Origin of the sequence: Pseudomonas citrullilanati (assembly GCF_030580855.1) — a bacterium.
Classification (GTDB): Bacteria; Pseudomonadota; Gammaproteobacteria; order Pseudomonadales; family Pseudomonadaceae; genus Aquipseudomonas; species Aquipseudomonas citrulli.
Genome location: NZ_JAUQOP010000011.1, coordinates 1 through 25,576, shown reverse-complemented (window position 1 = coordinate 25,576; position 25,576 = coordinate 1). Strand labels below are relative to the sequence as shown.

Below are 25,576 nucleotides of genomic sequence, written 5' to 3'. Positions count from 1 at the left end.
GTCAGTCTCCCAGCGGCAGGTCGTCGTCGCCGCCACGGTAGTCGTCCAGCGCGAGCTTGACTCGCCGCAGGCGCTCTTGATTGTCTTCGGGGTTGGCCAGGGCGAGTTCGGTGGCGAGCACGTCGATGGCCAGCAGCATGCCGTAGCGCGCCGCCGTGGGTTTGTAGATGAACGAGGTTTCGGCGCCTTGCAGGGGCAGTACGCCATCGGCCAGCCGGGCGAGCGGCGAGTCGGCTCGGGTAATGGCCAGGATCGACGCGCCATAGTCGCGGGCCAGCTCAACGGCACCGAGCAATTCCGGGGTGATGCCGGTGAGCGAACAGGCGATGACCACGTGCGCCTCGCTCAACGAGGTGGCGGTGATGCGCATCATCACCGGGTCGCGGCACGCGGCAATCGGGTAGCCGAAACGCACCAGGCGCACCTGCAATTCTTCACTGCACAGGGCCGACCAGCCGCCGAGCCCGAACGCATGGATCATCCGCGCCTTGCCCAGCAGGCGCACGGCATCGGCGAAGCGTGTCTCTTCGAACGCCGCCAGGTGCTGGCGCAGCGTGGATTCGATATCGCCGACAATCTGCCCGTAGAACGCCGATTGTTCGGGCGCGCCCGCCGGGTCGAGAAACCGGCTGCCGACGCCGCTGGCCTGGGCCAGTTGCAGGCGCAAATCCCGCAGGTCGCGACACCCGACGCTACGGGCAAACCGCGACAGCGTGGCGCTGCTGACGTCGGCGCGCCGGGCCAGCTCGTCGAGGCTGGCGGAGGCGGCAAAACCCACGTCGTCGAGCATCAAGCGGGCGATCCGGCCTTCGCCGGCGCTGAAGGAATCCTGGCGGGCGCGGATCTGGTAGAGGATGTCCATGCGGGCTCCTGTGTGGTTGCGTTGCGCTCAGAGCAAACGCGCAAGCCCAAGGGTCAGGCCGAAGGCGACCAGGGAAATCAGGGTTTCGAGCACTGTCCAGGTCTTGAAGGTCTGGGCAACGGTCATATTGAAGTATTCCTTGATCAGCCAGAAGCCGCCGTCGTTGACGTGGGAAAAGATAACCGAGCCGGCCCCGGTGGCCAGCACCAGCAATTCGGGATGGGGATAGCCCAGGCTGATCGCGACCGGTGCGACGATGCCCGAGGCGGTGGTCATCGCCACCGTGGCCGACCCCGTGGCGACCCGCATCAGCGCCGCGAACAACCAGCCCATGACCAGCGGCGACAATTGGAATGCCTCGGCCAGGCCGACGATCTGCTGGGTGACTCCGGCGTCCACCAGGATCCGGTTCAGGCCGCCACCGGCCCCCACCAGCAAGGTGATGCTGGCCGTGGGCGCCAGGCATTCGTTGGTGAACTTGAGGATCGACTCGCGGTTGAAGCCCTGGGCCAGGCCGAGGGTCCAGAAACTGAGGACCGTCGCCAGCAGCAGGGCGATCACCGAGTTGCCGATGAATAACAGGAACTGGTTGAACCCGCTGCCGGGGGTGGAGATCAGGTTGGCCCAGCCGCCGATGAGCATCAGGATCACCGGCAGGAGAATGGTCCCCAGGGTGATGCCGAATCCCGGCAACCTGGCCCGGGGTTCGCGGTCGAGAAACTGCCGCTCCAGCGGGTTTTGCGCCGGCAACGAGATTCGCGGCACGATGAATTTCGCATAGAGCGGCCCGGCGATGATCGCGGTCGGGATGCCAATCAGGATCGCGTACAGCAAGGTCTGCCCCACGGACGCCTGGAACGCCTGCACCGCCAGCATCGCCGCCGGATGCGGCGGCACCAGGGCATGGACCACCGACAGCCCGGCAACCATCGGCAACCCCACCATCAGGATCGACACCCCGACGCGCCGGGCGATGGTGAAGGCGATGGGCACCAGCAGCACGAAGCCGACTTCGAAAAACAGCGGCAGCCCGACCAGGAAGGCGATGCACACCATTGCCCAGTGGGCGTTGCGCTCGCCGAAGCGCTCGATCAGCGTCTGCGCCATTCGCTCCGCACCGCCGGACTCGGCCATCATCTTGCCCAGCATCGTGCCCAGGGCCACCACCAGCGCAATGTGCCCCAGCGTCTTGCCCACCCCGGCCTCGTACGCCCCCACCACGCCCGACGGCGGCATCCCCGCCAGCAGCGCCAGGCCGATGGACACCAGGGTGATCACGATGAACGGATTGAGCCGGTAACGGGCGATCAGCACGATCAGCGCAATGATGGCGATGGCCGCGTAGACCAACAGCCAGTATCCGAAAGCAGGTGCCATGCGGTACTCCTTGAACAGGGTCACGTCTATGAGTTGTGAAACTCATAAATCATTTCAAGGAGACGTTTTCAAACAATGTGAAAGTAATTTTCGCGAACAGATAAATCTTGTCGCTGACGGACATCGCCAGACAGGCCCGATGAAAATCCCGTGCAAAATATTCATTGAAAAATGTTCCTTTGTGGCGAGGGGATTTATCCCCGCCGGGCTGCACAGCAGCCCCAAGGCATCAGTCTCAATGCCAACTGACACACCGAGTTGCCTGGTTGGGGGCCGCTTCGCAGCCCAACGGGGATAAATCCCCTCGCCACAAACGGTGGTCGCTCCACACACAATTCCGTACCATCGCCCCCTGTTTTTTGCACCACATCCCCGGCAGCCGAGTCTCACCGGCGCCCAGTCAGGTAAACCATGAAACCAGCACGCCTTCGCGCCGACGTCCTCGCCGGCCTCACCACGTCATTCGCCTTGCTTCCCGAATGCATCGCCTTTGCCCTGGTCGCCCACCTCAACCCACTGATGGGCCTGTACGGCGCGTTCATCATCTGCACCCTCACCGCCCTGTTCGGCGGGCGTCCGGGCATGGTGTCCGGCGCGGCGGGGTCGATGGCGGTGGTGATTGTCGCGCTGGTGGTGCAACACGGCGTGCAGTACCTGCTGGCCACCGTGCTGCTGGGCGGGCTGATCATGATGGCGTTCGGGCTGTTGCGACTGGGCAAGCTGGTGCGGATGGTGCCGCACCCGGTGATGCTCGGCTTCGTCAACGGCCTGGCCATCGTCATCGCGCTGGCCCAGCTGGAACATTTCAAGAGCGGCGACACCTGGCTCAGCGGCACCGCGCTGTACCTGATGGCGGGCCTGGTGGCGTTGACCATGGCCATCGTCTACCTGTTGCCCCGCCTGACCCGCAGCGTGCCGCCGGCCCTGGTGGCGATCCTGGGCGTCGGCCTGGCGGTCTACCTGCTCGGCCTGCCCACCCGCACGCTCGGCGACATGGCCCACATCGCCGGCGGCCTGCCGACCCTGGCCTGGCCGGACCTGCCCTGGAACCTGCAAACCCTGCAGATCGTGGCGCCCTATGCGGTGATCATGGCGATGGTCGGCCTGCTGGAAACCCTGCTGACCCTCAACCTGACCGACGAAATCACCGAGAGCCGCGGTTACCCCGACCGCGAATGCGTGGCCTTGGGCGCCTCGAACATCGTCTCGGGCCTGTTCGGTGGCATGGGCGGTTGCGCGATGATCGGCCAGACGGTGATCAACCTGAGCTCCGGCGGACGCGGTCGCCTGTCGGGCGTGGTGGCCGGGGTGATGGTGTTGCTGTTCGTGCTGTTCCTGTCGCCGCTGATCGAGCGCATCCCGCTCGCCGCGCTGGTGGGGGTGATGTTCGTGGTGTCGCAGCAGACGTTCGCCTGGGCCTCGCTACGGGTGATCAACAAGGTGCCGGTCAATGATGTGCTGGTGATCATCGCGGTGACCGTCATCACCGTGTTCACCGACCTGGCCGTCGCCGTGCTCTGCGGCATCCTCATCGCCGCGCTGAACTTCGCCTGGCAGCAGGCGCGGGAGCTGTACGCCGACGCGCACCTGGAAGCCGACGGCAGCAAACTCTACCGCCTGCACGGCACGTTGTTCTTCGCCTCCACCACACCGTTCCTCAACCAGTTCGACCCCGCCAACGATCCGGCCCAGGTCACCCTGGACTGCCGCCACCTGCGCTTCGTCGACTACTCGGCCATTGCCGCGCTCATGACCCTGCGCGAGCGCTACAGCAAGGCCGGCAAGCACCTGCGGGTGTTCCACCTGTCCGAACGGTGCAAGCAGATGCTCAAGCGCGCAGGCGTGCATCACGACTGATGACCGAGGAGGATCCGGACACCCTGTGGCGAGGGGATTTATCCCCGCTGGGGCGCGCAGCGGCCCTACTACTTTTGGGGCTGCTACGCAGCCCAGCGGGGGTAAATCCCCTCGCCACAGGGGTACCTTCGCGTCTGTCTATCAGGCCTGGGGGCGCACCATTTCATCAAGAATCCACTCCACCACCGAACTGCGCTTCGGCGTCCAGCCCAGTAGCTCGCGGGCGTTCTTGCCTCGCACGCGGCTGTTGGAGCCCAGGCCGTAGTTGGCCATTTCGTAACCCCACTGCGCTTCGGCATCGGCCAATGGCCAATCCTGCGGTTCGCCAAGGTTCAACGCCCGTGCCATGGCGGTGGTCATGTCGATGAACGAGGCTTCACCGCTTTCGACAAAGTAGAAGGTGCCCGGCTGGTTGCGGGTCAGGGCCAGTGTGTACAACTCAACCACATCCTCGATGTGCACATTGGACCAGATGTTCTGTCCCGGCCCGACATGCCGCACCACGCCGCTTTTCACGGCCTGCTTGAGCAAGCGCGGCAGTTGCACGCTGTCACGCTTGACGCCCAGGCTGTGGCCGTAGATCAAGGTGTTGCAGATCACCGCCGAGTTCACGCCTTGCTTCGCCGCATCCAGCACCCGGTTGTCGATGGCGACCCGGGCGGCTTTGTCGGCGGTGGGGGCCGGCAGGTCATTTTCATAGTAGATAGCATCGCTGGAACGACCGCCCGAAGCGTCGCCGACGATGCTCGAACCGCTGGTGTGCAACAGCACCTTGTTCGAACCCTGGAGCCCTTCGATCAACGCCTCGACCGCACCGCGGTGGTCGCTGCTGGCCGCATTGATCACCGCATCGGCGGCGCGGGCCTGCTCGGTCAGCAGCGCGCTGTCTTCGAGGGTACCGATTACCGGCTCGATGCCCAGTGCCGTCAGTTCGTTCGCCTGTTCGGCGCTGCGCACCAGACCGGTGACTCGATGCCCGGCGCGTACCAGGCCGGTGGCGATGGAACCGCCGATGAAACCGGCAGCGCCGGTGATGAATACGTGCATGGACAAACTCCTTGGCCAGATCAGTGATGGAACGAGTATCGCGGTCCTTTTCCTGACGAAACAGGCCTCATTGCCCAAATCACTCTTGCCTTGAAGTCACGAATCAGTCCTTGGACTCCCGCAACGCGTAATCGGCGAGCTTGCCTTGGATGAAGTCCAGGAAACACTGGATCCGCAAGGCCAGTTGCGAGTTGCGGTAGTACACCGCATGAATCGGTTGGCGATAACCGCTGTTGGCATCGGCCAGCAGCACCTTCAATCGGCCGCTGCGGATGTCGTCGCGGGTCATGAAGTCCGACAGGCAGGCGATGCCTTGGCCTTGCAGCGCCAGGTGGCGCACGGTCTCGCCGCTGGACGCGCTGATGGCCGGCTGGATCGGCCAGCGGTCACCGTGTACGTGACGCAGTGGCCACTGGTTGAGGCCGTCGTTCTGGGCGAACCCCAGCAGCGCATGACCGGCCAGTTCGGCGACGCTGGTGGGGGTACCGTGCTGCTTCAGGTAAGCCGGGCTCGCCAGGATGTGCAGCGGGCTGCAACCCAGGGCGCGGGCGTGGAGCGTCGAGTCGGTGAGGGTGCCGATGCGAATGGCCACATCGGTGCTTTGCTCCAGCAGGTCGATGATCAGGTCGTTGCTGTTGAGTTCGAGTTGGATGTCCGGGTAGAGCCTGCGAAACGCTTCGATGTGCGGGACGATGGCATGCAGCATGAATGGCGAGGCCGCGTTGATCCGCAAGCGCCCGGCCGGTTGTTTCTGGCGGGACGACAAGCGCTCTTCAAGCTGCTCCATCTGGTCGAGAATGCCCTTGGCCTGCTCGAAGAAATACTTGCCCTCCTCCGTCAGGTCCATGCGCCGCGTGGTGCGGTTGATCAGCGTGGTCTCCAGCTTGGCTTCCAGGCGCGACAACGTGCGACTGACCGCCGACGGCGTTTGCCCGACCTGCTCGGCGGCGGCGGAAATGGACCCGCACTCGATCACGCAGACGAAAACCTGCAATTCGTCGGATCTGGCTTTCACAAACATCCTCTCGTGGCATGCACATCCTGTGTGAAGGATGCTTTCAGGCAAGTCCCGATAGTAGCCGGATTACCGCGAAAGACCGAACACCTCGCGCAAATGCTGCTCATACCGCGCCACGTCCGCCTCGATGTTCGGACGCTTCATCACATCCACGCACAAGAAGGTCGGCAGCGCGGTCATGCCGAGGAACTGATTGGCCTTGTGAAACGGGAAATACACCGCGTCCACGCCCTTGGCCTCGAAGAAATCGGTCGGGTCGTCGAAGGCTTGCTGCGGGGCGTTCCAGGTCAGGGACAACATGTATTGCTTGCCCTGGATCAGGCCGCCGCTGCCGTACTTCTGCGAAGCGTCGGAGCGCGTACGACCGTCGCTGGCGTAGAGGCTGCCATGGCCTTCGGTGAAGACTTCGTCGATGTATTTCTTCACGGTCCACGGCGCGCCCATCCACCAGCCGGGCATCTGGTAGATGATCACGTCGGCCCAGAGAAACTTGGCGACTTCTTCCTTGATGTCATAGCCGCCATCGATGAACGTGGTCTTCACGTCCAGGCCGCCACGGTCCAGTACGCTGAGCGCCGTGTCGTGCAGGGTGGCGTTATAGCGACCGTCGGAGTGGGCGAATTGTTTGCCGCCGTTGAGCAACAGGACTTTTTTCATGGGAAGCGCCTCATCGGGTTCCACGGCGAGACCGGTCTATGGCTGCCGAATGGGAAGGTTGAAAAACGATGGCGGCAGAGTACCGACGAGATTCACGCGGAGTAAGCACCACGCCCGCAAAAGTGTTTTGACTTTAAAGCACGAATCTAACGCTTATTGTTGCTTTAAAATTCGATTTCCTTTCATTCCAGGAGCCGCCCGATGAGCGAGCAACACGCTTTCATCCTTCACGCCAAGACCCGCCCGGAACGAGCCGAGGCCTTCGAAGCCCTGTTTCGCGCCTATGTCGAACCGAGCCGCGCCGAGCCCGGCTGCATCGAATATCACATGCTGCGCGACCAGCAGGACCCGACGCTGTTCATCTTCTACGAAGTCTGGGCCTCCCAGGCGCACCTGGATGTGCATTCGAACCTGCCGCACATGAAGCAATTCTTCGAGCAGCGCATGGAGTACCTGGAGCGGGATTTCGAGATCCGGCGCATCGACATGCTCAGCCCGTCCTCGGCTAGCCGCTGATCAGCAGATGCCCGCCGAGCACGCCGAGGCCGATGAAAAACACCCGCTTGAACACCTCGGCACTGATTCGCTGACGCAGCCACTGCCCCAGCCACATCCCCAGCAACGCGGGTACCAGCGCCAGCAACGAAGCGCTCAACTCCCCGCCGCCCAGGGCGCCGCGCCACAGCAGGCCGGCGCCCAAGGCCACTGTAGAAACGGTGAACGACAGGCCCAGGGCCTGCACCAGCTCATCCCGGCCCAAACCCAGTGCTTGCAGATACGGCACTGCCGGAATGACGAACACGCCGGTGGCCGAAGTAATGAGGCCGGTGAGCAGCCCGCAAATGGGGGCGAGCCAATGTTCGGCGTGGGGACCCACCCTCAGCGTCGGCAATAACAGCCCGCTCAGCGCATACAGCAATAGCGCCCCGCCCAAGGCTCGCACCACCCACGCCCCGCCCGCCATGCCAATCCACAGCGTGCCGAGCCCGGTGCCGATGAAGATCGCCAGCAGCAGCGGCCACAGGCGCCGGATCAAGGTTTGCAAGTGACCGCCGAAGGCCAGTTGCCAGGCATTGGTCACGGTCGCCGGAATGATGAGCAACGCCGCAGCCTGCGCCGGTGCCATAGCCAGGCCGAGCAAGCCCATGGAGATCGTCGGCAGGCCGAGGCCGATGATTCCCTTGATGGTGCCGGCCAGTAGGAAGGTACCGATAACCAGCAGGGATAGGGCCAAACCGAGGTTTTGATAGAAAGCGATGAGTGTGTTCATGGGGGTATCGTGCGCCCCGGGCCTTGGCTTTAAAATCTGCCATATACTGAGGCAGCCTATTGCGCGACAAGAGGCTTTGAATTCGCTGATGCGGCCGACGCCATCGCGAGCAAGCTCGCTCCCACAGGGGGATTGCATTTCAACTGTGGGAGCGAGCTTGCTCGCGATGACAATAAACCAGGCGCCACAGCACTTGAGACAGGATCCCCTCATGCACTTCGACCTCACCGACCTGCGCCTCTACCTGAACATCCTCGACAGCGGCAACATCACCGCCGGTGCGGCTCGCAGCCATTTGTCCCTGGCCGCGGCCAGCGCACGAGTGCGAGCCATGGAAGCCTCCCTGGGCATCGACCTGCTTGAGCGCGGGCGGCGTGGTGTAACACCCACGCCCGCGGGCAAAGCCCTGGTCGAGCACGCCAGGCTCCTGCTGCAACAGGCCGAACGGCTGCAACAGGACCTGGCCGAATACGCCAAAGGCGTCAAAGGCCGGGTGCGGCTGCTGTGCAACACCAGCGCCATGACCGAGTACCTGCCCGAACTGCTGGCCGGCTTCCTCAACACCCATCCCAACCTCGACATCGACCTGCAGGAACTGCCCAGCTCACGGATCACTCATGCATTGCGCCAAGGCGCGGCGGACCTGGGGATCGTTTCCGACGCAGTGGACACCGATGGTCTTCAGACCTGGCCTTTTCGCGACGATCCGCTGGTATTGATCCTGCCGACCGGACACCCCCTGGCTGACGGTCGCGCCGTACGTTTCAGCGAGACCCTCAGCCACGATTATGTCGGCCTGAACGCATCCAGCGCCCTGGCGATCCACCTGGAAGAGCAGGCCCTGCACATCGGCTCACGCATGCAAGTGCGTATTCGTGCCGAGGGTTTCGACGGGATGATTCGCATGGTCGCGCATGGTGCAGGCATTGCCATCGTGCCGAAAGCCGCTATCGACCGGCGCCCACCCGAGCCTTCGTATCAATGTGTCCCGCTGCAAGAAGCCTGGGCGCACCGGGCGTTGCTGCTGTGCGCCCGCAACTTCGACGGTTTGCCTGCCTACGCCATGGCCCTGGCTCGGCATCTGGCCGATTGATGCGCGCTTCTGGATAGCCCGGTGTCGACCACAGACATCTACCCGCTCATGCCGCGCGTTAGGGTGCCCGTTCTCTCTTGCCCCCTTTCGGAGCTCACATGACCGCACCCATCACCGTCCTGCGCGACACCCATCCATTGCCCGTACTCGACGCCTGCAAATGGGAAAAACTCGAAGGCGACCCGCACACCGTCAACCTCAACGCCTACACCAGCGAAGACGGCAGCAAGATCATGGGCACCTGGATCTGCACCCCCGGCAAATGGCGGGTGGATTATGTGAAGTGGGAATACTGCCATTTCCAGGAAGGCTATTGCGTCATCACCCCGGACGGCATGGCGCCGATTCACCTGCGTGCCGGCGACATCTTTGTCGTCGAGCCCGGCATGAAGGGCACCTGGGAAGTGGTCGAGACCGTACGCAAATATTTCGTCTTCGCCTGAAACAAAAAACCGAGAGGCCCCCCGACAGGGTCTCTCGGTAAACAACTTCTGGAAATGCAGCCCCCTGTGGCGAGGGGATTTATCCCCGTTGGGTCGCGAAGCGGCCCCAAACAGTCAGCTCTATCCATCTGGCACGCCGAGGCGTCAGATTTCAGGGCTGCTGCGCAGCCCAGCGGGGATAAATCCCCTCGCCACAAAAGCTCCTTGGCACCCGCCAAAGCGGGCCTTACTGCGGCTTGCGATAGCTGTTCACAATCGCCGAAAAGTCCTTGCCGCCCTCGCCCCGCTGGCTCATCGCCTGGTACAACTGCTGCGCGACCGCTCCCAGCACCACCGGCTGACGGGCCTGTCGAGCGGCTTCGGTGGCCAGGCCCAGGTCCTTGAGCATCAGGTCCGCGCCAAAACCACCGGTGTAGCCACGGGATGCCGGCGCGGTTTCGATCACGCCCGGCCACGGGTTGTAGGTGTCCGAACTCCAGCAGCGACCCGTCGAGCTGTTGATGATGCCGGCCAGCACTTGAGTGTCGATGCCCAGGGCATCGCCCAGGGCCATGGCTTCGCTGACGCCCACCATGGAAATCCCCAGCAGCAGGTTGTTGCAGATCTTGGCGATCTGTCCCGTGCCGACCTCGCCGCAATGGACGATGTTACGGCCCATCTGCGCCAGCACCGGTTGCAAAGTGGCGAACAACTCGGCCGTGGCGCCGACCATGAAGGTCAACGTGCCCGCCGCCGCACCGCCGGTGCCGCCCGAGACCGGTGCATCGGCCATCGCCACCCCTTGTTTCGCCGCGGCAGCCGCCACGTCCCGGGCGGTTTGTGGATCGATGGTGCTGCAATCCACAGCCGGCGTGCCGGCGGCGATGCCAGCCAGCACACCGTCCTCACCCAGCCAGACACTGCGCACATGGGCGGCGGCCGGCAACATGGTGATCACCAACCCCGCGCCCTGGGTCGCATCGCGCGGCGAGGCGCTGATCGTGCCGCCCAACGCCGCCAACTCGGCCAGGACCGCCTGGTTCAGGTCGAACAGGTTCAACGAATGGCCGGCCTTGAGCAGGTTGCGCGCCATGGGGGCGCCCATGTTGCCAAGGCCGATGAATGCGATGTTCATGTCCGGCTCCTTAACGCAGGTTGATGGTGGTGTTCACGCCGTCGTTGACGCTGTCATCATCGAACCAGCGTGCGGTCACGGTCTTGGTCTGAGTGTAGAACTGCACCACCTGTTTGCCGTACGGACCGAGGTCGCCGAGTTTGGAACCCCGCGAACCGGTGAAGCTGAAGAACGGCACCGGCACCGGGATCGGGATGTTGATGCCCACCTGGCCGACGTCGATCTCGCTCTGGAACTTGCGTGCCGCCGCGCCGCTCTGGGTGAACAAGCCCGTGCCATTGCCAAACGGATTGGCGTTGACCAAGGCAATCGCCTGGTCGAGGGTGTCGACTTCCAACACCACCAGTACCGGCCCGAAGATTTCCTCGGTGTAGATGCGCATGTCGGTGGTCACCCCGGAAAACAGGGTCGGCCCGACGAAGTTGCCCTGCTCGAATCCCGGCACGCTGATGTCACGGCCGTCGAGTTCCAGCTTCGCGCCTTGCTGCACGCCGCTCTCGATCAACTCGAGGATCCGCGCCTTGGCCCGCTTGGAAATCACCGGGCCAACATCAGTACCCGGCTCGCTGCCGGCATTGACCTTGAGCTTCTGCGCCAAGGCCTTCAGCTCTGGCAGCCATTGCCTGGCCGCGCCCACCATCACCACCACCGAGGTGGCCATGCAACGCTGGCCCGCCGCCCCGAAACCGGCCCCGACCAGGGCATTGAGGGTTTGCTCGCGATTGGCATCGGGCAGCACCACCGCGTGGTTCTTGGCGCCCATCATCGATTGCACGCGCTTGCCATGGCGGCCGGCCAGGTCATACACATGGGTACCGACCGCCGTCGAGCCGACGAAGGACACCGCCTTGATGTCCTTGTGGGTGCAGAGCGCATCCACCACATCCTTGCCGCCGTGCACCACGTTGAGCACACCCGCCGGCACGCCGGCCTCGATGGCCAGCTCCACCAGCAGCATGGTCGACAGCGGATCCTGTTCCGACGGCTTGAGCACGAAAGTGTTGCCGCAGGCGATGGCCATCGGGAACATCCACAGCGGAATCATCGCCGGGAAGTTGAACGGCGTAATGCCCGCGCACACCCCGATCGGCTGGCGCAGGGTGTAGGTGTCGACGCCACCGGCGACGTTCTCGGCGAATTCACCCATTTGCAGGGTACCGATGGAACAGGCGTGCTCGACCACTTCCAGGCCACGGAAAATGTCGCCCTCGGCGTCCGCGAGAGTCTTGCCCTGCTCAGCGCTGAGCACGGCGGCGATGCGTTTGGAATGCTCGCGAATCAAGGCCTGCAGCTTGAGCATGATGCGCATGCGCGCACCGATGGGCGTCTGTTTCCAGGTCTGGAAGGCGTGTTGGGCGGCCGCGATGGCGGCATCGACTTCCGCGGCGGTGGCGAAGGGGACTCTCGCCAGGACCTGCTGGGTGGCCGGGTTGACGATGTCGTGCCATTCGCTGGACTGGGACTCCACCCACTCGCCATCGATCAGCAGTTTGACGGTTTGCAGGGTGGTGTCGCTGGGCGTAAGGGAAACGTTCATGCTGGCCTCCGGGATTGTTCTTATAGAGAGCGCTGCTTCAGCAGAAACCAAGGCGCACAGACACCTTGGTGATAAGACGGTTTTTGGAGTATAGATGTGCAAACTTCTAATAAGAACGCACATAAAAACCGGTCCATCATGCAAAAAAACATCACCTCCCTGGGGTCGCTGAACTGGGACGACCTCAAGTTTTTCCTCGAAGTGGCCCGTACCCGCAAGGCCAGCACCGCGGCCAAGCGCCTGGCCGTCGACTACACCACGGTGTCGCGGCGCATCAGCTCGCTGGAAGCTTCATTAGGGACATTGCTGTTCGAGAAATCCCGGACCAACGGTTTTGTCCTGACCGCCGAAGGCCAGCGCTTGCTGGGGTACGCCGAATCGATCGAGAGCACCCTGCACATGGCCTGCGAGCAGGTGTCCGGCTCCGGCGTCGCGCTGTCCGGCCACGTGCGCATGGGCTGTACCGAAGGCTTCGGCAGTTTCTTTATCACCCCGCAACTGAGCCACTTCGTCGACGCCTACCCGGCCATCTCGGTGGACATCCTGCCACTGCCGCACTTCATCAGCCTCTCCAAGCGCGAAGCCGACATCGTCATCGCCCTCGAACGCCCGGAACATGGCCCGTACGTGTGCTGCAAACTCTGCGACTACCGGCTCCAGCTCTACGCCACCCAGCCCTACCTGGACAACCACCCGCCCATCCAGCGCCCGGCGGACCTGGGCAAGCACTCGTTCATCAGCTACGTGGATGACCTGGCGTTCAGTTCCGAACTGCTCTACCTGGCGAACGTGCTCCCCGGCGCCAATGCCCACCTGCGCAGCACCAGCGTGATCGCCCAGTTCGTCGCCGCGCAGCAGGGTCGGTCGCTGGCGATCCTGCCGTGCTTCCTCGCCGCCCAGGACCCGCGCCTGCTGCCGGTGCTGCCGGAGGAGATCACCATCACCCGGCAGTTCTGGATGTACTGCCGGGAGGATCTGAGGAAGCTCAAGCGGATCACCTTGCTGTGGGATTACATCCGCGAGGTGACCGAGGGCAACCAGGCCCTGTTGATGGGCGAAAGCCGGGAGATGGTGTTCGCCGATTAATCGGCGATGACCACGATGGCGACGCGACGGTTTTCGGTGCGGCCACTGGCCGTGTCGTTGGAGGCGACCGGTTTGCTGCTACCCAGGCCGCGCAGCTCGATGTTCTCCTGGCGCATGCCGACGCTCGCCAGCACCGTGCCGACGCTGCTGGCGCGGCGTTTCGACAACTGCTCGTTATAGGCTTGCGACCCCGAGGCATCGGTATGGCCATCCACGCGCACCCGCTGGATGCCTGCGTCCAGCAACGCCTTGCCGATGCGCTCGACGATCTCGGTGCTGGCCGGGTTGAGCTTTTCCACGTCGCTGCCAAACAGCACCTTGCCCGACAGGCCGAAGGCCCAGCCGTCGTCAGTCAGCTCGAAACCCTGTTGCTTGAGGACGGCCACCTGGGCCGGGCTCAACCCTTTTGGCGGGGCGGTCTGGCAACCGGCCAGGGCCAGGGTGGCGATCACGATGAGCGCGGCGAACCGCTGCAAGGACAGTTGAAGAAGTACACGCACGAATCAGCTCCTGGTTTGAAGATCTGTGACAGGGTGCTCCGACCCCGCCATGTGTTGGCCGCCTCGGGCGAGGCGCTTGGCTTGGTACATTGCCGCATCGGCCGCATGAAGCAGTGCGCCGGGGGTGGCGCCATGATCGGGGTAAACGGCGATCCCGACACTGAGGGACGTCAAGACCGAGGCATCGCCGGGCAGCTGAATGGGCAATTCCATGCAGGCGATGATCTTTTCCGCGATCCGTTCGGCGTCCTCGGCATCGTGCAGGGGGGCCAGCAGCACGGCGAATTCGTCGCCTCCCAGGCGCGCCACCAGATCATCCTCGCGCAACTGCGCCCGGACGCGGGTCGCCACCGCCGTCAGCACCGCATCGCCGGCGGCGTGGCCGAAATTGTCATTGATGCCCTTGAACCGATCGCTGTCCAGGTACAGCACCGCCAATTGCTCGTCGAGCTTGCTGGCGTTGCGCAGGGCACGGATCAACCGGCCCTCGAAGAACGCCCGGTTGGGCAACCCCGTCAGGCTGTCGTGGCTGGCCTGATGGGCCAGGGTTTCGTTTTCGCTTTGCAGGTGGGTCTGCCAGGACTCCAGCTCGTCGAGCAGCGCATTGAAGTCATTGCCCAGGTTGTCCAGCTCGGCGATGGCGGCCGGTGGCACACGCCGGTCCATAGCGCGCTCGCTGCGCGCCGCGTGAGCCACTTCGGCGAGACTGCGCAGGGGCCCGGTGATCGCCCGCAACTGGCGTCGCGCCAGGTATAGCGCCACGCAGGCGCTCACCGCCGTGCACAGGATGATCCCCGCCAGGCCGCTGAGCAGGAAGCGCAACAGGCTGCCGCCATGGCCTGCCAACTGGATCCTGCCGATGTTCTGCCCCTGGTGGACGATCGGCAGGCTGATGGGCTTTTCCAGAAACGCCTTGGCGATGTGCCTTTCCAGTTCGGACAACAACCCGATATCGGGTCGTTGCCAGCGTGCCAGCAAGCGTCCGTGCTCATTGAACACCTGGGCCTCGGCCACTTCTTCGGTGCTGGCGATCAAGGCCAGCGCCTCGGTGGCCGCGGCCGAGTCATCGAACACCACTGCCGCTTCCACGGTGTAGTTGATGGAGCGGGCGATCAGGTGCAGGTTGTGATCGGCGTAGACCCGCAGCGCGAGTACCCCGAGCAACGTCAGGGAGACACTGGCCATGGCCACGGCCACCAGCGCGACGATCAGGTGTCCACGACCGATGACCGAGCCCAAGGTCGGCCGGATACGCTGGGGCCGGCTCATGGGCTTGTCGTCCGGCGGCGGGAAAGCTGCAGGACGCTCGGATGGATGCGCACGCCACTGCGCGCCACCGAGTCGAGGTTGACCTCGAACGACACCTGCTCGTCTCCAACCCTCAGGCAGAACAAACTACCGACGGTGCAGTGATCGCCCCCTTCGCTGATGCTCAGCACGGGTTTGTCGACCAGCGAGGCAAACAGCCGCGTGCGTTCATCGTCGGTCAGCCGGCCGATGTAGAGGGCATTGCAGTCCGTGGCGATGCCAGGGCTGTCGGCCAGCAGTCGCTGAACGGTCACGGGCCGGCCGGTGGCCTGGGTGGTGCCATGGATCAGGTCGTCGGTGTATTGGGTCGGCCCGACGATGCACAACGCCAGTCGCGTTGGCTCCACCGGCCAACGGGCATAACTGAGAATGCCCAGGACAACCTGCGTGACGGATTCGGCACGCAACTCGGCCTTGCTCGGCGACGCCGGGTCCTCGGCCAGCACGACAGGCGGCAGCAGGCACAAGAGAATGGCGAGCACGTAGTGCTTCCAGCCTCCGCAGCGCATTGCCCCCCGCACAGCCACACCCATGGCAAGTCTCTATCCAATACAAAAGTGTCGGAACGATAGCACAGTGCCAAAAAGCCAGCGAGACGCCGCATTTCAGTTACTTCTGACAGAAAAGCGTCAAATCAGTGTCGGATCGCTTCCCTATCGTTCATTCCGCCTCCCCCTCCAGTTCCAGCATCAAGCCGCTCAGGCGCTTGACCTTGCGCCGCACCGCCTCCTCGAATACGCCCGCACGCGGCTCGATCAGGCTGAACCACTGCTTGGCCCGGGTAATGGCCGTGTACACCAGCTCCTTCGTCAGTACCGGGTTCAGCGCATCCGGGAGGATCAGGGCGGTGTGGGTGAACTCCGAGCCCTGGGATTTGTGGACAGTCATGGCGTACACGGTTTCCACATCGTTCAGGCGACTGGGCAAGACGAAACGCACGCCGCCCTCGCCGTCGTTACGCAGGAAAGCCACCCGCAAGACCTGCTTGCCGGCGTCGGGCCCGGCCCGCTCGGGCAGCTTGAGAGCGATCCCGATATCGCCGTTCATCAAGCCCAAGCCATAGTCATTGCGGGTCATCAGCACCGGCCGTCCTTCATACCACTGGTGATCGCTCTCGATCAGCCGGGCCCTGAGCAGCGCGTCGGTGATCCGCTGGTTCAACCCGTCGACGCCCCATGGGCCCTTGCGCACGGCACAAAGCAATTGGAACGCGTCGAACGCCGACAGCACTTCCCGGGCCCAATCGGCCCAGCAAGGCTCCTCCAATGGGTGGGTTGTGGCCGGGCGACGCTCGCGCATTACATCCAGGTAATGCCGGTAACCCTGAGGCCCGCCGGCGTGGCCATCGAGCAACAAACGCTCGAGCTTTCCATCGTGCTCCCCCTTCAACGCCAGGGAAAACAGGTCGGCATACTGGCCGCCCGCCAATGCCTGGCGGGCTTTTTCAGGTTGTTGCTGATTGACCTGGCGAGCCATCTGGCCAATCCCGCTGCCTTCGCCGAAACGCCGGGAATGCCTGAGCATGACCACTTGCTGCGCCAAGGGATGCGTGCCGTCGAGGTCCTGCCGCAAGTCGCTGGCCGCGAGGTTTTCACCGCTGACCGACTCAAGCCAGGCTCGGGTCCTGGGGTTGTACCAGCCGTCCTCGGCGTCCCGGCACAAATCCCCCAGCACCGCCCCGGCTTCGACCGAGGCCAACTGATCCTTGTCCCCCAGCAGGACCAGTCGTGCATGGGGCGGCAGCGCATCCAGCAAGTTGGCCATCATTTCCAGGTCGATCATGGACGCCTCATCCACCACCAGCAGGTCCAGCGGCAACCGATTGCCGGCATGGTGACGGAAATGCCGGGTGCCGGGACGGCTGCCCAGCAACCGATGGACCGTGGTCACATCGCAGGGAATGCGCTCGCGCACCGCGTCATCCACATCCAGGGTGCGGACCTGCTGGCTGATGGACTCGGTCAGGCGCGCCGCAGCCTTGCCGGTGGGGGCCGCCAGGCGAATCCGCAGCGGCTTTCCAGCCTCCACCGCCGGCGCCTGCAGCAAGGCCAGCAGGCGCACCACCGTGGTGGTCTTGCCGGTGCCGGGCCCCCCCGTCACGATGCTGAAGGCTCCCCGGGTCGACAGCGCGCAGGCCAGCTTCTGCCAATCGATCGGACCCGCGGCATCGGCCGGCCCGAACAACCCGTCCAGACGCTCACGCAGATCGCCCGGCGCGGCCTCCTGTTCAGCGAGCCGTTGGCGCAATGCCTCGTCGATTCGTCGTTCGTAACCCCAGTAGCGGCGAAGGTAGAGCCGCTTGCCGGACAGCACCAACGGGCGTTGCCGGGCTTCTTCGTGCTCATCGACCGCCAGGGCCACCAGGCGGCTGGCCGCCAGGACCTTGCACCAATGGGCGCCGTCCAGCGTGTGCAGCAACTGCGACGGCAGCAGCATGGCACCGGCCTGCTCGTCGCCCTCCGGAGGCAGCGACAGGGCGAAGTCCGGTTCCTTGAGGGTTTCGAACAGGTCCAGGCAGACGTGCCCATGGCCCAACTGATGGCTGGTGAGTGCCGCAGCGAGCAGGACCAATGGATCGCCGTCTGGCGCCAGTTCATGGAGGAATGCGACGAAGGCCTTGTCCAGGGCACGCAACCAGCCTCGCTCGACCCAGCGCGTCAGCAACAGCAGCAGGTCCTCGGCCCGACTCAAGGGGGCCAGGTCGACCAGGCGCTCGTCGTCCGACGGCGTGGGTAAGAGATCGGCAAAGGAACGACTCATAGCAATTCTCCCTGTACCCAGGCCGGCTCGGCCTTGGGTTCGGGCACGCCCTGGAACAGGCGATCGAGCTGTTCGATCAACGCCCGGGGCGGCTTGGTGAAGTACACCCCACGGCTGGCCGAGCGCGTCCCGCGAAGGAACAGGTACAGCGCACCACCGACGTGCCGGTCATAGTCATAGTCGGGCAACCGCGCCTTGAGCTGGCGGTGCAGGGCCAACAGGTACAACACGTATTGCAGGTCGTAGCGGTTATCCAGGATCGACTGCTCCATGGCCTGTGGGGTGTAGGCCGCGTCATCGACGCCCAGCCAGTTGGACTTGTAGTCGGCCACGTAATACCGGCCGCCATGTTCGAACGTCAAATCGATGAAGCCCTTGAACATGCCGTTGAGCAGCACCGGCTCGGCGGCGACACGCGCAACGCCGCCATGGGTAAGTTGGCAGACCAACCGGTCGAGCTTTTGCACGTCGACCTTGTGGCTGGCGAACCAGAACTCCATCTCGACCTGGAACTGGGCCAGGTTTTCGAGCACCACCGGTGCCTGGTCAGGGCCGACAGGCATAGGCGTCTTGACCAGGTGCAGCAGCCAATCACTCAGCGTGGGGATCCAGCCTTTCCAGCCGCGGCGATTGCAGCGCCGGGCAACCGCGTCCCCGATAACCGCCGGCGCAGGGCAAAAGCGTTCCTCCGCCGCCCACTCCAGGAGGCCATGAAGAAACGTGCCCGGGTTGGGACCGCGAGGGAAGCGATGGATGTCGCCGCCCACGGCGTTGACTTCCCGGGGCGCCTCGGGGTCCAGTCGCTCATCGTCGAACAGCTTCTGGGCCTGCGGATTCTCGGGCGCGGCATCGGTGCCCTCGCTCAGGACCTCACCAATGCGCAACGCGCTATAGGAGGCGATCCACCAGTGCTCGCTGGCCTTGCGCAGGGGCACCAGGGGATCGAGCAGCACGGCTTCGTTGCGAGGGGGGTGATAACGCTCGTCGGTGGCCTCGGGCATCTCTTGGCAACTGATGGCCTCGCTGCCTTGCTGCAGATCTTCCAGCCAGCGCTTCAAGGCGACCGACTCGGCCAGCGGGACGCCGCCGCCCAGCAGGTAGCCCAGCGCGGAGAGATGCAGGATCGAGCGGCTGTTGCTGCCCCGCTTGAGATCGGCGACGCCCAGCCAGCAGGCATGTTGCGCCCGGGTGAGCGCCACGTAGAGCAACCGCAAGTCTTCGGCCAGGCGCTCGTCGTCGGCCTTGGCAATCAACTCGGCGGTGGGCTGCAGACTGATCTGCGCCCTGCCGGCCTCGTCGTGGTAATGCAACGGCAATCGACTGCCGTCCACCGGTTTCGTCGAGCAGATGAAGGGCAGGAAGACCAGCGGATACTCAAGGCCCTTGGATTTGTGGATGGTGACCACCTTGACCAGTTGCTCATCGCTTTCCAACCGCAGGATCTGCTCTTCCCCGGCCTGCCCGGACAACGCCAGGTGTTCGGACAAATGCCGAATCAGGGCCTGTTCGCCATCCAGCTCGCCGGCCGCCTGCTGCAGCAACTCGCAAAGATGCAGCAGGTTCGTCAGCACCCGCTCGCCATCGCTGCGCGCCATCAATGCCTGGGGCAGTTCAAAGTCATGCAGCAGGCGCCGCAACATCGGTAACACGCCCTGGGTCCGCCAGACGGTGCGATAGCCACGGAACTGCATCACCCGGGCTTCCCAGGCCAACTCGTCCTGGTTGAGACGCTCCAGCTCCGTCAACGGCAGGTTCAACGTGATGCTGGCGAGCGCAGCCCGCAGCGGCCGCTCGACATCCGGCTCGGCGCAGGCCCTGAGCCAGGTCAGCAGGTCCCGCGCTTCCTGGGAAGCGAAGACCGAGTCCTTGTCCGACAGATAGACGCTGCGCACACCCCGGGCGGACAACTGGTCTCGTACGGCCTGCGCCTCCTTGCCGTCACGTACCAGGATGGCGATGTCCGCGGGGCACAATCCACGGAATGCCCCGTCATCGCTCCTGAAGCCGTCGCGTCCCACCTGGCCGCCATTGAGCAACCCAGTGATCTGGCTGGCGCAGGCGGCGGCCATGTGTTGCCGGTACACCGCGCCGGAGACGGGTTGATCCGAAGGCAACTGCCAGACGTTCAATGCCGCGACGGGTTGCCCGGCGACCTGCAAGGACTCCTTGCGACCCTGGGACGCCACGGCCAGGAACGGCACCGGATTGTCGCCCGACCGTTCACGGAACAGGAAAGCCCCGCGCCCCTCTTGGCGGGCTTCGGCGTTCAGGAAGATGTGGTTGACCGCGCCAACCATGGCATGGCTTGAACGGAAATTGGTGCCCAGCGTGTGCAGCCGGCCTGCGGTGGCTTCGCGAGCACGCAGGTAGGTGTAGATGTCGGCGCCGCGAAACGCATAGATCGCCTGCTTCGGATCGCCGATCAGGAACAGCCCGGTGTCAGGGTGGTTCGCTTCGATGCGATAGATGCTCTCGAAGATCCGGTATTGAACCGGGTCCGTGTCCTGGAATTCATCGATCAGCGCCACTGGAAACTGCTCGCGAATCAGGCTCGCCAGGCGTTCGCCGCCATCGGCCTGCAGCGCTGCGTCAAGCCGCAGCAGCATGTCGTCAAAGCCCATTTCGGCACGACGGCGTTTCTCTGACTCGAAGCGCGCACCGACCCATTGCGCGGCATGTTGCAGCACGGCGGCATCGGGCGTGGGCAACGCTTCGAGGCTGGCCTTGAGGCCGGACATGGCGTCCAGCCCGGGATGGCTGGGCACTTCGCCTTTCCAGGCCTCGGCCATGCCCTCGGGCGTCAGCCGGGTGAAACCGCTGCCGATGTCCAGCAGTTCGAGGCTTTCGTCCTCGACCCAGGCGGTGATCTTCTGGAACCACGGTTCGAAGTAACGCGCCTGCATCTTGCGTCCATCGACGCTCTTGCTGGCGACGCCTTGCTGGCAGATCTGCAGCAACTCCACGGCCCATTGACGCCAGGGCGCCTTGAGATCCAGCAAGGCGGCACTGCGTTCCTGCAAGGATGCCGCGATCAGTTCGGCGGGTTCGGCCCCGTCGCCTGTATCGCGCTCGCTGGAAAACAGCCCCCTTACCCGGGGCAACAGCGCAGCCGGGCTTCCCCAATGGCTACGTACCCAATTCAACGCATCGCCTTGCATCGAGTAGCAGAACAACCGCCAGTAATCGCGCAGCACCTCGCCGAGCAACTCGCTGTGATCGGTCTCCAGGGTCTGGGTAAACAGACTGCCGCTGTCGAACGCATGCTCGCGCAGCATCCGCTGGCACCAACTGTGGATGGTCGAGACGGCCGCTTCGTCCATCCACTGCGCGGCAATGTCCAGCCGGTTGGCACAACCCGGCCATTGCCCGGGGTCGAACTCATCGCGCAATTCGGCGATCAACGCGTCCGGCGCGGGGATCTCGTCACGAAAGAAGCGCGCCGCTTCGGCGAGGCGGGTGCGGATCCGTTCGCGCAACTCCTTGGTCGCCGCGTCGGTGAAGGTCACCACCAGGATCTGCGGCGGAAGCAACTCGCGGCCAAACCCGTGGTCAGGCCCACCGTGGCCGAGCACCAGGCGCAGGTACAGCGCCGAGATGGTGAAGGTCTTGCCCGTACCGGCGCTGGCTTCGATCAGTTGGCTGCCACGTAGCGGGAACGCCAGGGCCAGGGGTGCCTGTCGACTCATGGACGAACCTCCTCGCCAACCGATGAATGCCAAGGTGCCTGGAGCAATGGCCGGTACAACGCGTCACACCAATCGGGGAAGGTTTCGTCGGCCATCAGCGCGTCGAAGTCAGGAAACTGGCGAGCCAGGGCCGGGCTCTCCCGCCGCTCGCCTTCAGAGGTCTGCCCATCGCCTTCATAGGCTTTTCGAGCGGCCGCCTCAGCCTTGGGCGGTTCGCCCTGGCCGAGCCAGGCGAAGGCTGTCTTCACCGCAACAGGCAGCGGCTGGCGCATGCCGGCTTGCCAGGCTTGCAACAGATCGTCCAACAGTCGTTGTGCCACGCACGCCTCGAAAGGCTCCAGCAACAAGCTGTCATCACTGGCCACCAAGGCGGTCGTCAGCGACAGGCCATTGGCACAGGCCACGAGGTGGTTGACCCACGGCCTTATCAACCGGTGCCATTTGCGCGTCTTGGGGGAACCAATGCCATTGGGTATCGCGGTGATCGCGAGGACAGCGCCATCGCCGCGCTGGTGCAGGCCGCTGAGCCAGCCTTCGACGCTTACGCCTTGCGACTGCACGGTGACTTGCACCGCGCTGGTCAGCGGTGTGGGCCATAGGGCCAGAAGCGCCTGGTAGCGTTGGAGCAGGCCCGGCAAGGGTTCGATCAACTCGCGCTGCATGCATTCGCCGAAACCGGCCATGGGTAGCAGGCCGCTGTTCTGTAGCCGCTTGGCGTGGGCACTCAGGGCCAGGTCCGGCTGGTCCAGGCGGACCAGCGCGGCTTCCAGCAAACTGTCGCTCAGGCTGTAGCGTTGCAGGGCGTCGAGCACGAAGGGTTCGTCGTCGGCGAGCGGCGCTTCGATGACTTCGAAGAACACCTTCAGTCGCTGGCTGAAGAAATGGCGGACGGGATTGCGCAGGAAGTCCTGCAACTGGCCGAGGCCCAGGGGTTCTTCCTGGACGTAGGGTGGCAGAATCTGCGGCTTGCCGGCGTGATCCCCGGCATCGTGTAGCATCCGCCATTCGCTGGCGTAGCTGAACAGCTCGTCGCCTTGATGAAAATAGCGCGCACTGAACGGTTGCAAGGGGTGTTCCTGGGTCAGGGCGTCGAGAAGCGCCTCACGGCCATCGGCTAACCGCCACCCGCTGGCCAGATGATCACGCAGTTGGCCGATCAATACCGATGCGGGGCGCTCGCTGTTGTCACGGATACTGCGTCCCACCCAACTGATGTAGAGTTTTTCCCGGGCCGAAAGCAGCGCCTCCAGCAGCAGGTAGCGATCATCCTCGCGACGGGAGCGATCGCCGGGGCGATAGTCGCTGCCCATGAGGTCGAAATCGAGGGGCGGCTGGGCTCGCGGGTAGTCGCCATCATTCATCCCCAGCAGGCACACCAGCTTGAAGGGAATCGCGCGCATCGGCATCAAGGTACAGAAATTCACCGCTCCAGCCAGGAAGCGTTGGGACAATCGACCTTGATCCAGGCCCGCCAGCCAGGCCTCACGCACGACCGTCAATGGCATTTCGTCCTGCAAGCCAACCGACTCGCACGTTTCCAGCCAGGTTTCACGCAGGTCTTCGAGTTGGGCGAGCAGGTAGTCGTCGTGTTCGTTGCTCGCCTGGAAAAACAGTTGCAGGAGATCGTGCAGGCGTGCCCCCCATTCCTGTGGGGACGCCGGCAGGGTAAGGGCCTGGTGGGCGACCTCCAGCGCGTCCAGCAAAGCCACCAGGGGACCGATCAGGGCGGCGTCCAGGCCGCCGATCTCATCGTAGGGCTCGATGCCTTCGTAAGCGTGCGAGCTGCCGACGGCGTACCCCAGCAGCATTCGGCGCAGGCCGAAACGCCAACTGTTCTGCTCAAGCTCCGCCGGCAAGCCCAACCCGGCGCGATGTTCGGCGTTCATCCCCCAGCGGATACCGGCCCCTTCGATCCAGAGGTGCAGCGTGGGCAGGTCGGCCTCGTCGATACCGAAGCGTTCACGCAGTGCCGGCACATCCAGCAAATCAAGGATCTCGCTGACAGGGAAGCGACTGTCAGGCAGCTTGAGCAGGTGTTCGACAGCGATCAGCAGGGGATCACGTCCACGCTGGCCTTGGTCCGTCAGCGTGAAGGGAATGAAGCGCGGGTCCGTTCGATCGAGCTGGCCGAATACCGCGCGAATATGCGGGGCGTAGCTGTCGATGTCGGGGACCATGACAATGATGTCGCGGGGACGCAGGGTCGGATCCGCGCTGAAGTGAGCCAGTAACTGGTCGTGGAGGATCTCGACTTCGCGCTGGGCGCTGTGGGCGACATGGAAGCGGATCGAGTCATCTTGCGTGGTATCGACAGCAGGCCAGTGTTCCCGGGTTTCGTTGAGGGGGCGCAGTTCGAGGATGTCGTCCTGCAACTGGCCAAGCAACGTCGTGGGAGTCGTATCACTGAACAGGTCGATACGCCCGTCGCGAAATACCGAGCGATAGCTGTTGGGCTCATCGTAGCTGTCGAGCAGGTTGATGTAGTCACGTCCCTGTTTTCCCCAGGCCGCCAGGAGCGGGTGGGCATGTTGATGCAAGGTCTGCGGGTCAAGGACGACCGGCATGCCATGCTTGCGGGCCTGGCGCTTGTATTGATGGCGCAGCAGATCCTTGTCGGCCACGATATCCGCCCAGTGGTGGCGGCACGGGTTATGGACGCACAGCAAGACCTGGCTGAACCTGGAAAGCCCGGCAAGCGCCTCGAGGGCCTGGGCGGGCAACGATGAAATGCCGAAGACGATGACCCGCGCCGGCAGGCCTGGGGGCGCGACGTCCAGGCTGTTGATGCGCTCGATGTAGCGCTGGTGGACACCGGCGCGGCTTTGCGCCATGCCGGCCTCTCCCACATCCAGCAACAAGGCTCGCCACAGTTCCGCCTGCCAGCAATTTTCCGGCGCGAGGGGTTTGGTTTCGCCTCGGACATTTCTTGTCTGGTGCCGGCCGTCGGTCCAGTCTTCCAACCAGTCGGCACGGTATACCTGGTATTGGTCGAACAGGTCGGCAAGACGTTCGGACAACTGATAGCGCTTGCGCAAATCGGTGTCATGGGTAAGGAAGCGTCGCAACGGTTCGAAATGTGGCTGCTCGATCAATTGCGGCAGCAGGCGCATCAGGCGCCAGGTTAACGGAGACTTGTCGAGCAGGGACTTGGCCGGGATCTCGTGTCGTCCCAGGACGGTCCGGTACAGCTGCCACATGAAGCTGCCAGGCAATTGCACATCAATTGCCGCGGCGATACCGCAGCCGCCCGTATCATCGTCCTCTGGGTCTTCCGCCAGTGCCAGCTTGAGCCATTGGGCGATGCCGTTGCTCTGTACCAGGGCGATTTCATTCTCAAGAGGTGCCAACGGATAGCGCCGCATCAGGTTGATCACCAGGCTGCGCAGTTCATCGAGGCGATTCCCGTGAACCACCATGAACGCTGGACTGAGGGATGTTGCGTCCGGCATGAAGGGCATCCTTGAAAATGCAAAAGCTAGGGCAGAACCTTAGCATTGTCGGGGGGCTGTGACAGCCGGGAGCTTTCCGGCCTTGTTGTCAGAACTTTCCTGCGGGCAAAACAAAACCCCAACTGCTTTCGCAATTGGGGTTTCGGAATTTAATCTTGACGATGACCTACTCTCACATGGGGAAACCCCACACTACCATCGGCGATGCATCGTTTCACTTCTGAGTTCGGGATGGGATCAGGTGGTTCCAATGCTCTATGGTCGTCAAGAAATTCTTGAGCTAGCGCGCCTTGCGGCGTTCCAGCGAATTGGGTATGTGATTCGGTCGTGAGTCGCAAACTTTCGGTTCGTTTCGTCTTCACCACCGCAATCTGGTGCCCGTTCAGGTCAACAAATTGCTTGGGTGTTATATGGTCAAGCCTCACGGGCAATTAGTACAGGTTAGCTCAACGCCTCACAGCGCTTACACACCCTGCCTATCAACGTCGTAGTCTTCGACGGCCCTTCAGGGA

The 25,576-nt window shown here is 63.8% G+C and carries 19 protein-coding genes and 2 rRNA genes; 5 read left to right on the top strand and 16 right to left on the bottom strand.

All coding sequences use genetic code 11. The features are described 5' to 3' along the window. Position 1 precedes the first annotated feature (1 nt). Positions 2-862, bottom strand: a complete 861-nt coding sequence (locus tag Q6A48_RS10230; RefSeq protein ID WP_304554002.1) for a MurR/RpiR family transcriptional regulator — start codon at positions 860-862, stop codon at positions 2-4. A 27-nt stretch (positions 863-889) separates the two neighbouring features. Next, positions 890-2,239, bottom strand: a complete 1,350-nt coding sequence (locus Q6A48_RS10225) for a GntT/GntP/DsdX family permease (RefSeq protein ID WP_304554001.1) — start codon at positions 2,237-2,239, stop codon at positions 890-892. Positions 2,240-2,650: 411 nt separating this feature from the next. On the opposite strand from Q6A48_RS10225, the gene Q6A48_RS10220 reads away from it, so the two are divergent. Beyond that, positions 2,651-4,096 (top strand): SulP family inorganic anion transporter, encoded by a 1,446-nt coding sequence (locus Q6A48_RS10220; RefSeq protein ID WP_304554000.1) that lies wholly within the window; start codon positions 2,651-2,653, stop codon positions 4,094-4,096. A 141-nt stretch (positions 4,097-4,237) separates the two neighbouring features. On the opposite strand, the gene Q6A48_RS10215 is transcribed toward Q6A48_RS10220, so the two are convergent. The 3 genes from Q6A48_RS10215 to mdaB all read right to left on the bottom strand — a co-directional run bounded on the left by Q6A48_RS10215 (position 4,238) and on the right by mdaB (position 6,818). Next, a complete protein-coding gene (locus Q6A48_RS10215; protein ID WP_304553999.1) occupies positions 4,238-5,143 on the bottom strand; it encodes an NAD-dependent epimerase/dehydratase family protein in 906 nt (301 codons plus the stop codon). Positions 5,144-5,246: 103 nt separating this feature from the next. Then, entirely contained in the window at positions 5,247-6,158 is a 912-nt protein-coding gene (locus Q6A48_RS10210; RefSeq protein ID WP_304553998.1) for a LysR family transcriptional regulator, read from the bottom strand. 69 nt (positions 6,159-6,227) lie between these two features. After that, a complete protein-coding gene (gene mdaB, locus Q6A48_RS10205; protein ID WP_304553997.1) occupies positions 6,228-6,818 on the bottom strand; it encodes an NADPH:quinone oxidoreductase MdaB in 591 nt (196 codons plus the stop codon). Positions 6,819-7,019: 201 nt separating this feature from the next. On the opposite strand from mdaB, the gene Q6A48_RS10200 reads away from it, so the two are divergent. Continuing rightward, positions 7,020-7,334 carry a putative quinol monooxygenase gene (locus Q6A48_RS10200; protein ID WP_304553996.1) on the top strand — a complete coding sequence of 105 codons (315 nt, stop codon included), beginning with the start codon at positions 7,020-7,022 and terminating at the stop codon, positions 7,332-7,334. Here the strand turns inward: Q6A48_RS10200 and Q6A48_RS10195 are convergent. Then, positions 7,324-8,088: a sulfite exporter TauE/SafE family protein gene (locus tag Q6A48_RS10195; RefSeq protein WP_304553995.1), complete on the bottom strand. Its 765-nt coding sequence runs from the start codon at positions 8,086-8,088 to the stop codon at positions 7,324-7,326. The two genes, Q6A48_RS10200 and Q6A48_RS10195, sit on opposite strands and share 11 nt — an antisense overlap. Positions 8,089-8,299: 211 nt before the next feature. Here Q6A48_RS10195 and Q6A48_RS10190 point away from each other — a divergent pair, with 211 nt between their 5' ends. Beyond that, entirely contained in the window at positions 8,300-9,181 is an 882-nt protein-coding gene (locus Q6A48_RS10190) for a LysR substrate-binding domain-containing protein (protein WP_304553994.1), read from the top strand. Positions 9,182-9,279: 98 nt separating this feature from the next. Further along, a complete protein-coding gene (locus Q6A48_RS10185) occupies positions 9,280-9,624 on the top strand; it encodes a cupin domain-containing protein (RefSeq protein WP_003177747.1) in 345 nt (114 codons plus the stop codon). A 226-nt stretch (positions 9,625-9,850) separates the two neighbouring features. Here the strand turns inward: Q6A48_RS10185 and mmsB are convergent, their stop codons facing one another. Together mmsB and Q6A48_RS10175 are read right to left on the bottom strand one after the other, a co-directional pair. Then, positions 9,851-10,738 carry a 3-hydroxyisobutyrate dehydrogenase gene (gene mmsB, locus Q6A48_RS10180; RefSeq protein WP_304553993.1) on the bottom strand — a complete coding sequence of 296 codons (888 nt, stop codon included), beginning with the start codon at positions 10,736-10,738 and terminating at the stop codon, positions 9,851-9,853. Positions 10,739-10,748: 10 nt separating this feature from the next. Then, positions 10,749-12,275, bottom strand: a complete 1,527-nt coding sequence (locus Q6A48_RS10175) for a CoA-acylating methylmalonate-semialdehyde dehydrogenase (RefSeq protein ID WP_304553992.1) — start codon at positions 12,273-12,275, stop codon at positions 10,749-10,751. 138 nt (positions 12,276-12,413) lie between these two features. Between Q6A48_RS10175 and Q6A48_RS10170 the strand changes: the two genes are divergently transcribed. Next, the gene (locus Q6A48_RS10170; RefSeq protein WP_304553991.1) at positions 12,414-13,361 is read left to right on the top strand and encodes a LysR family transcriptional regulator; all 948 of its coding nucleotides are present in this window, start codon (positions 12,414-12,416) and stop codon (positions 13,359-13,361) included. Here the strand turns inward: Q6A48_RS10170 and yfiB are convergent. From yfiB to Q6A48_RS10130, 8 genes are all read right to left on the bottom strand, one after another. Next, on the bottom strand, positions 13,358-13,861 hold the full coding sequence (gene yfiB, locus Q6A48_RS10165; RefSeq protein ID WP_304553990.1) for an outer membrane lipoprotein YfiB: 504 nt from the start codon (positions 13,859-13,861) through the stop codon (positions 13,358-13,360). The two genes, Q6A48_RS10170 and yfiB, sit on opposite strands and share 4 nt — an antisense overlap. Before the next feature lie 3 nt (positions 13,862-13,864). After that, entirely contained in the window at positions 13,865-15,130 is a 1,266-nt protein-coding gene (gene dgcN, locus Q6A48_RS10160; RefSeq protein ID WP_304553989.1) for a diguanylate cyclase DgcN/YfiN, read from the bottom strand. After that, on the bottom strand, positions 15,127-15,702 hold the full coding sequence (yfiR, locus tag Q6A48_RS10155; RefSeq protein ID WP_304553988.1) for a regulatory sequestration protein YfiR: 576 nt from the start codon (positions 15,700-15,702) through the stop codon (positions 15,127-15,129). Before yfiR ends, dgcN begins: the two co-directional genes overlap by 4 nt. A gap of 127 nt (positions 15,703-15,829) precedes the next feature. Continuing rightward, entirely contained in the window at positions 15,830-17,929 is a 2,100-nt protein-coding gene (gene recD / locus Q6A48_RS10150; protein WP_304553987.1) for an exodeoxyribonuclease V subunit alpha, read from the bottom strand. Then, positions 17,926-21,615: an exodeoxyribonuclease V subunit beta gene (gene recB, locus Q6A48_RS10145; protein ID WP_304553986.1), complete on the bottom strand. Its 3,690-nt coding sequence runs from the start codon at positions 21,613-21,615 to the stop codon at positions 17,926-17,928. The genes recD and recB overlap by 4 nt, the downstream gene beginning before the upstream one ends. After that, a complete protein-coding gene (gene recC / locus Q6A48_RS10140; protein WP_304553985.1) occupies positions 21,612-25,064 on the bottom strand; it encodes an exodeoxyribonuclease V subunit gamma in 3,453 nt (1,150 codons plus the stop codon). Before recC ends, recB begins: the two co-directional genes overlap by 4 nt. 153 nt (positions 25,065-25,217) lie before the next feature. Then, positions 25,218-25,333, bottom strand: a 5S ribosomal RNA gene (gene rrf / locus Q6A48_RS10135). A 141-nt stretch (positions 25,334-25,474) separates the two neighbouring features. Then, positions 25,475-25,576: ribosomal RNA gene (locus tag Q6A48_RS10130) — 23S ribosomal RNA — on the bottom strand; the annotation flags it as partial.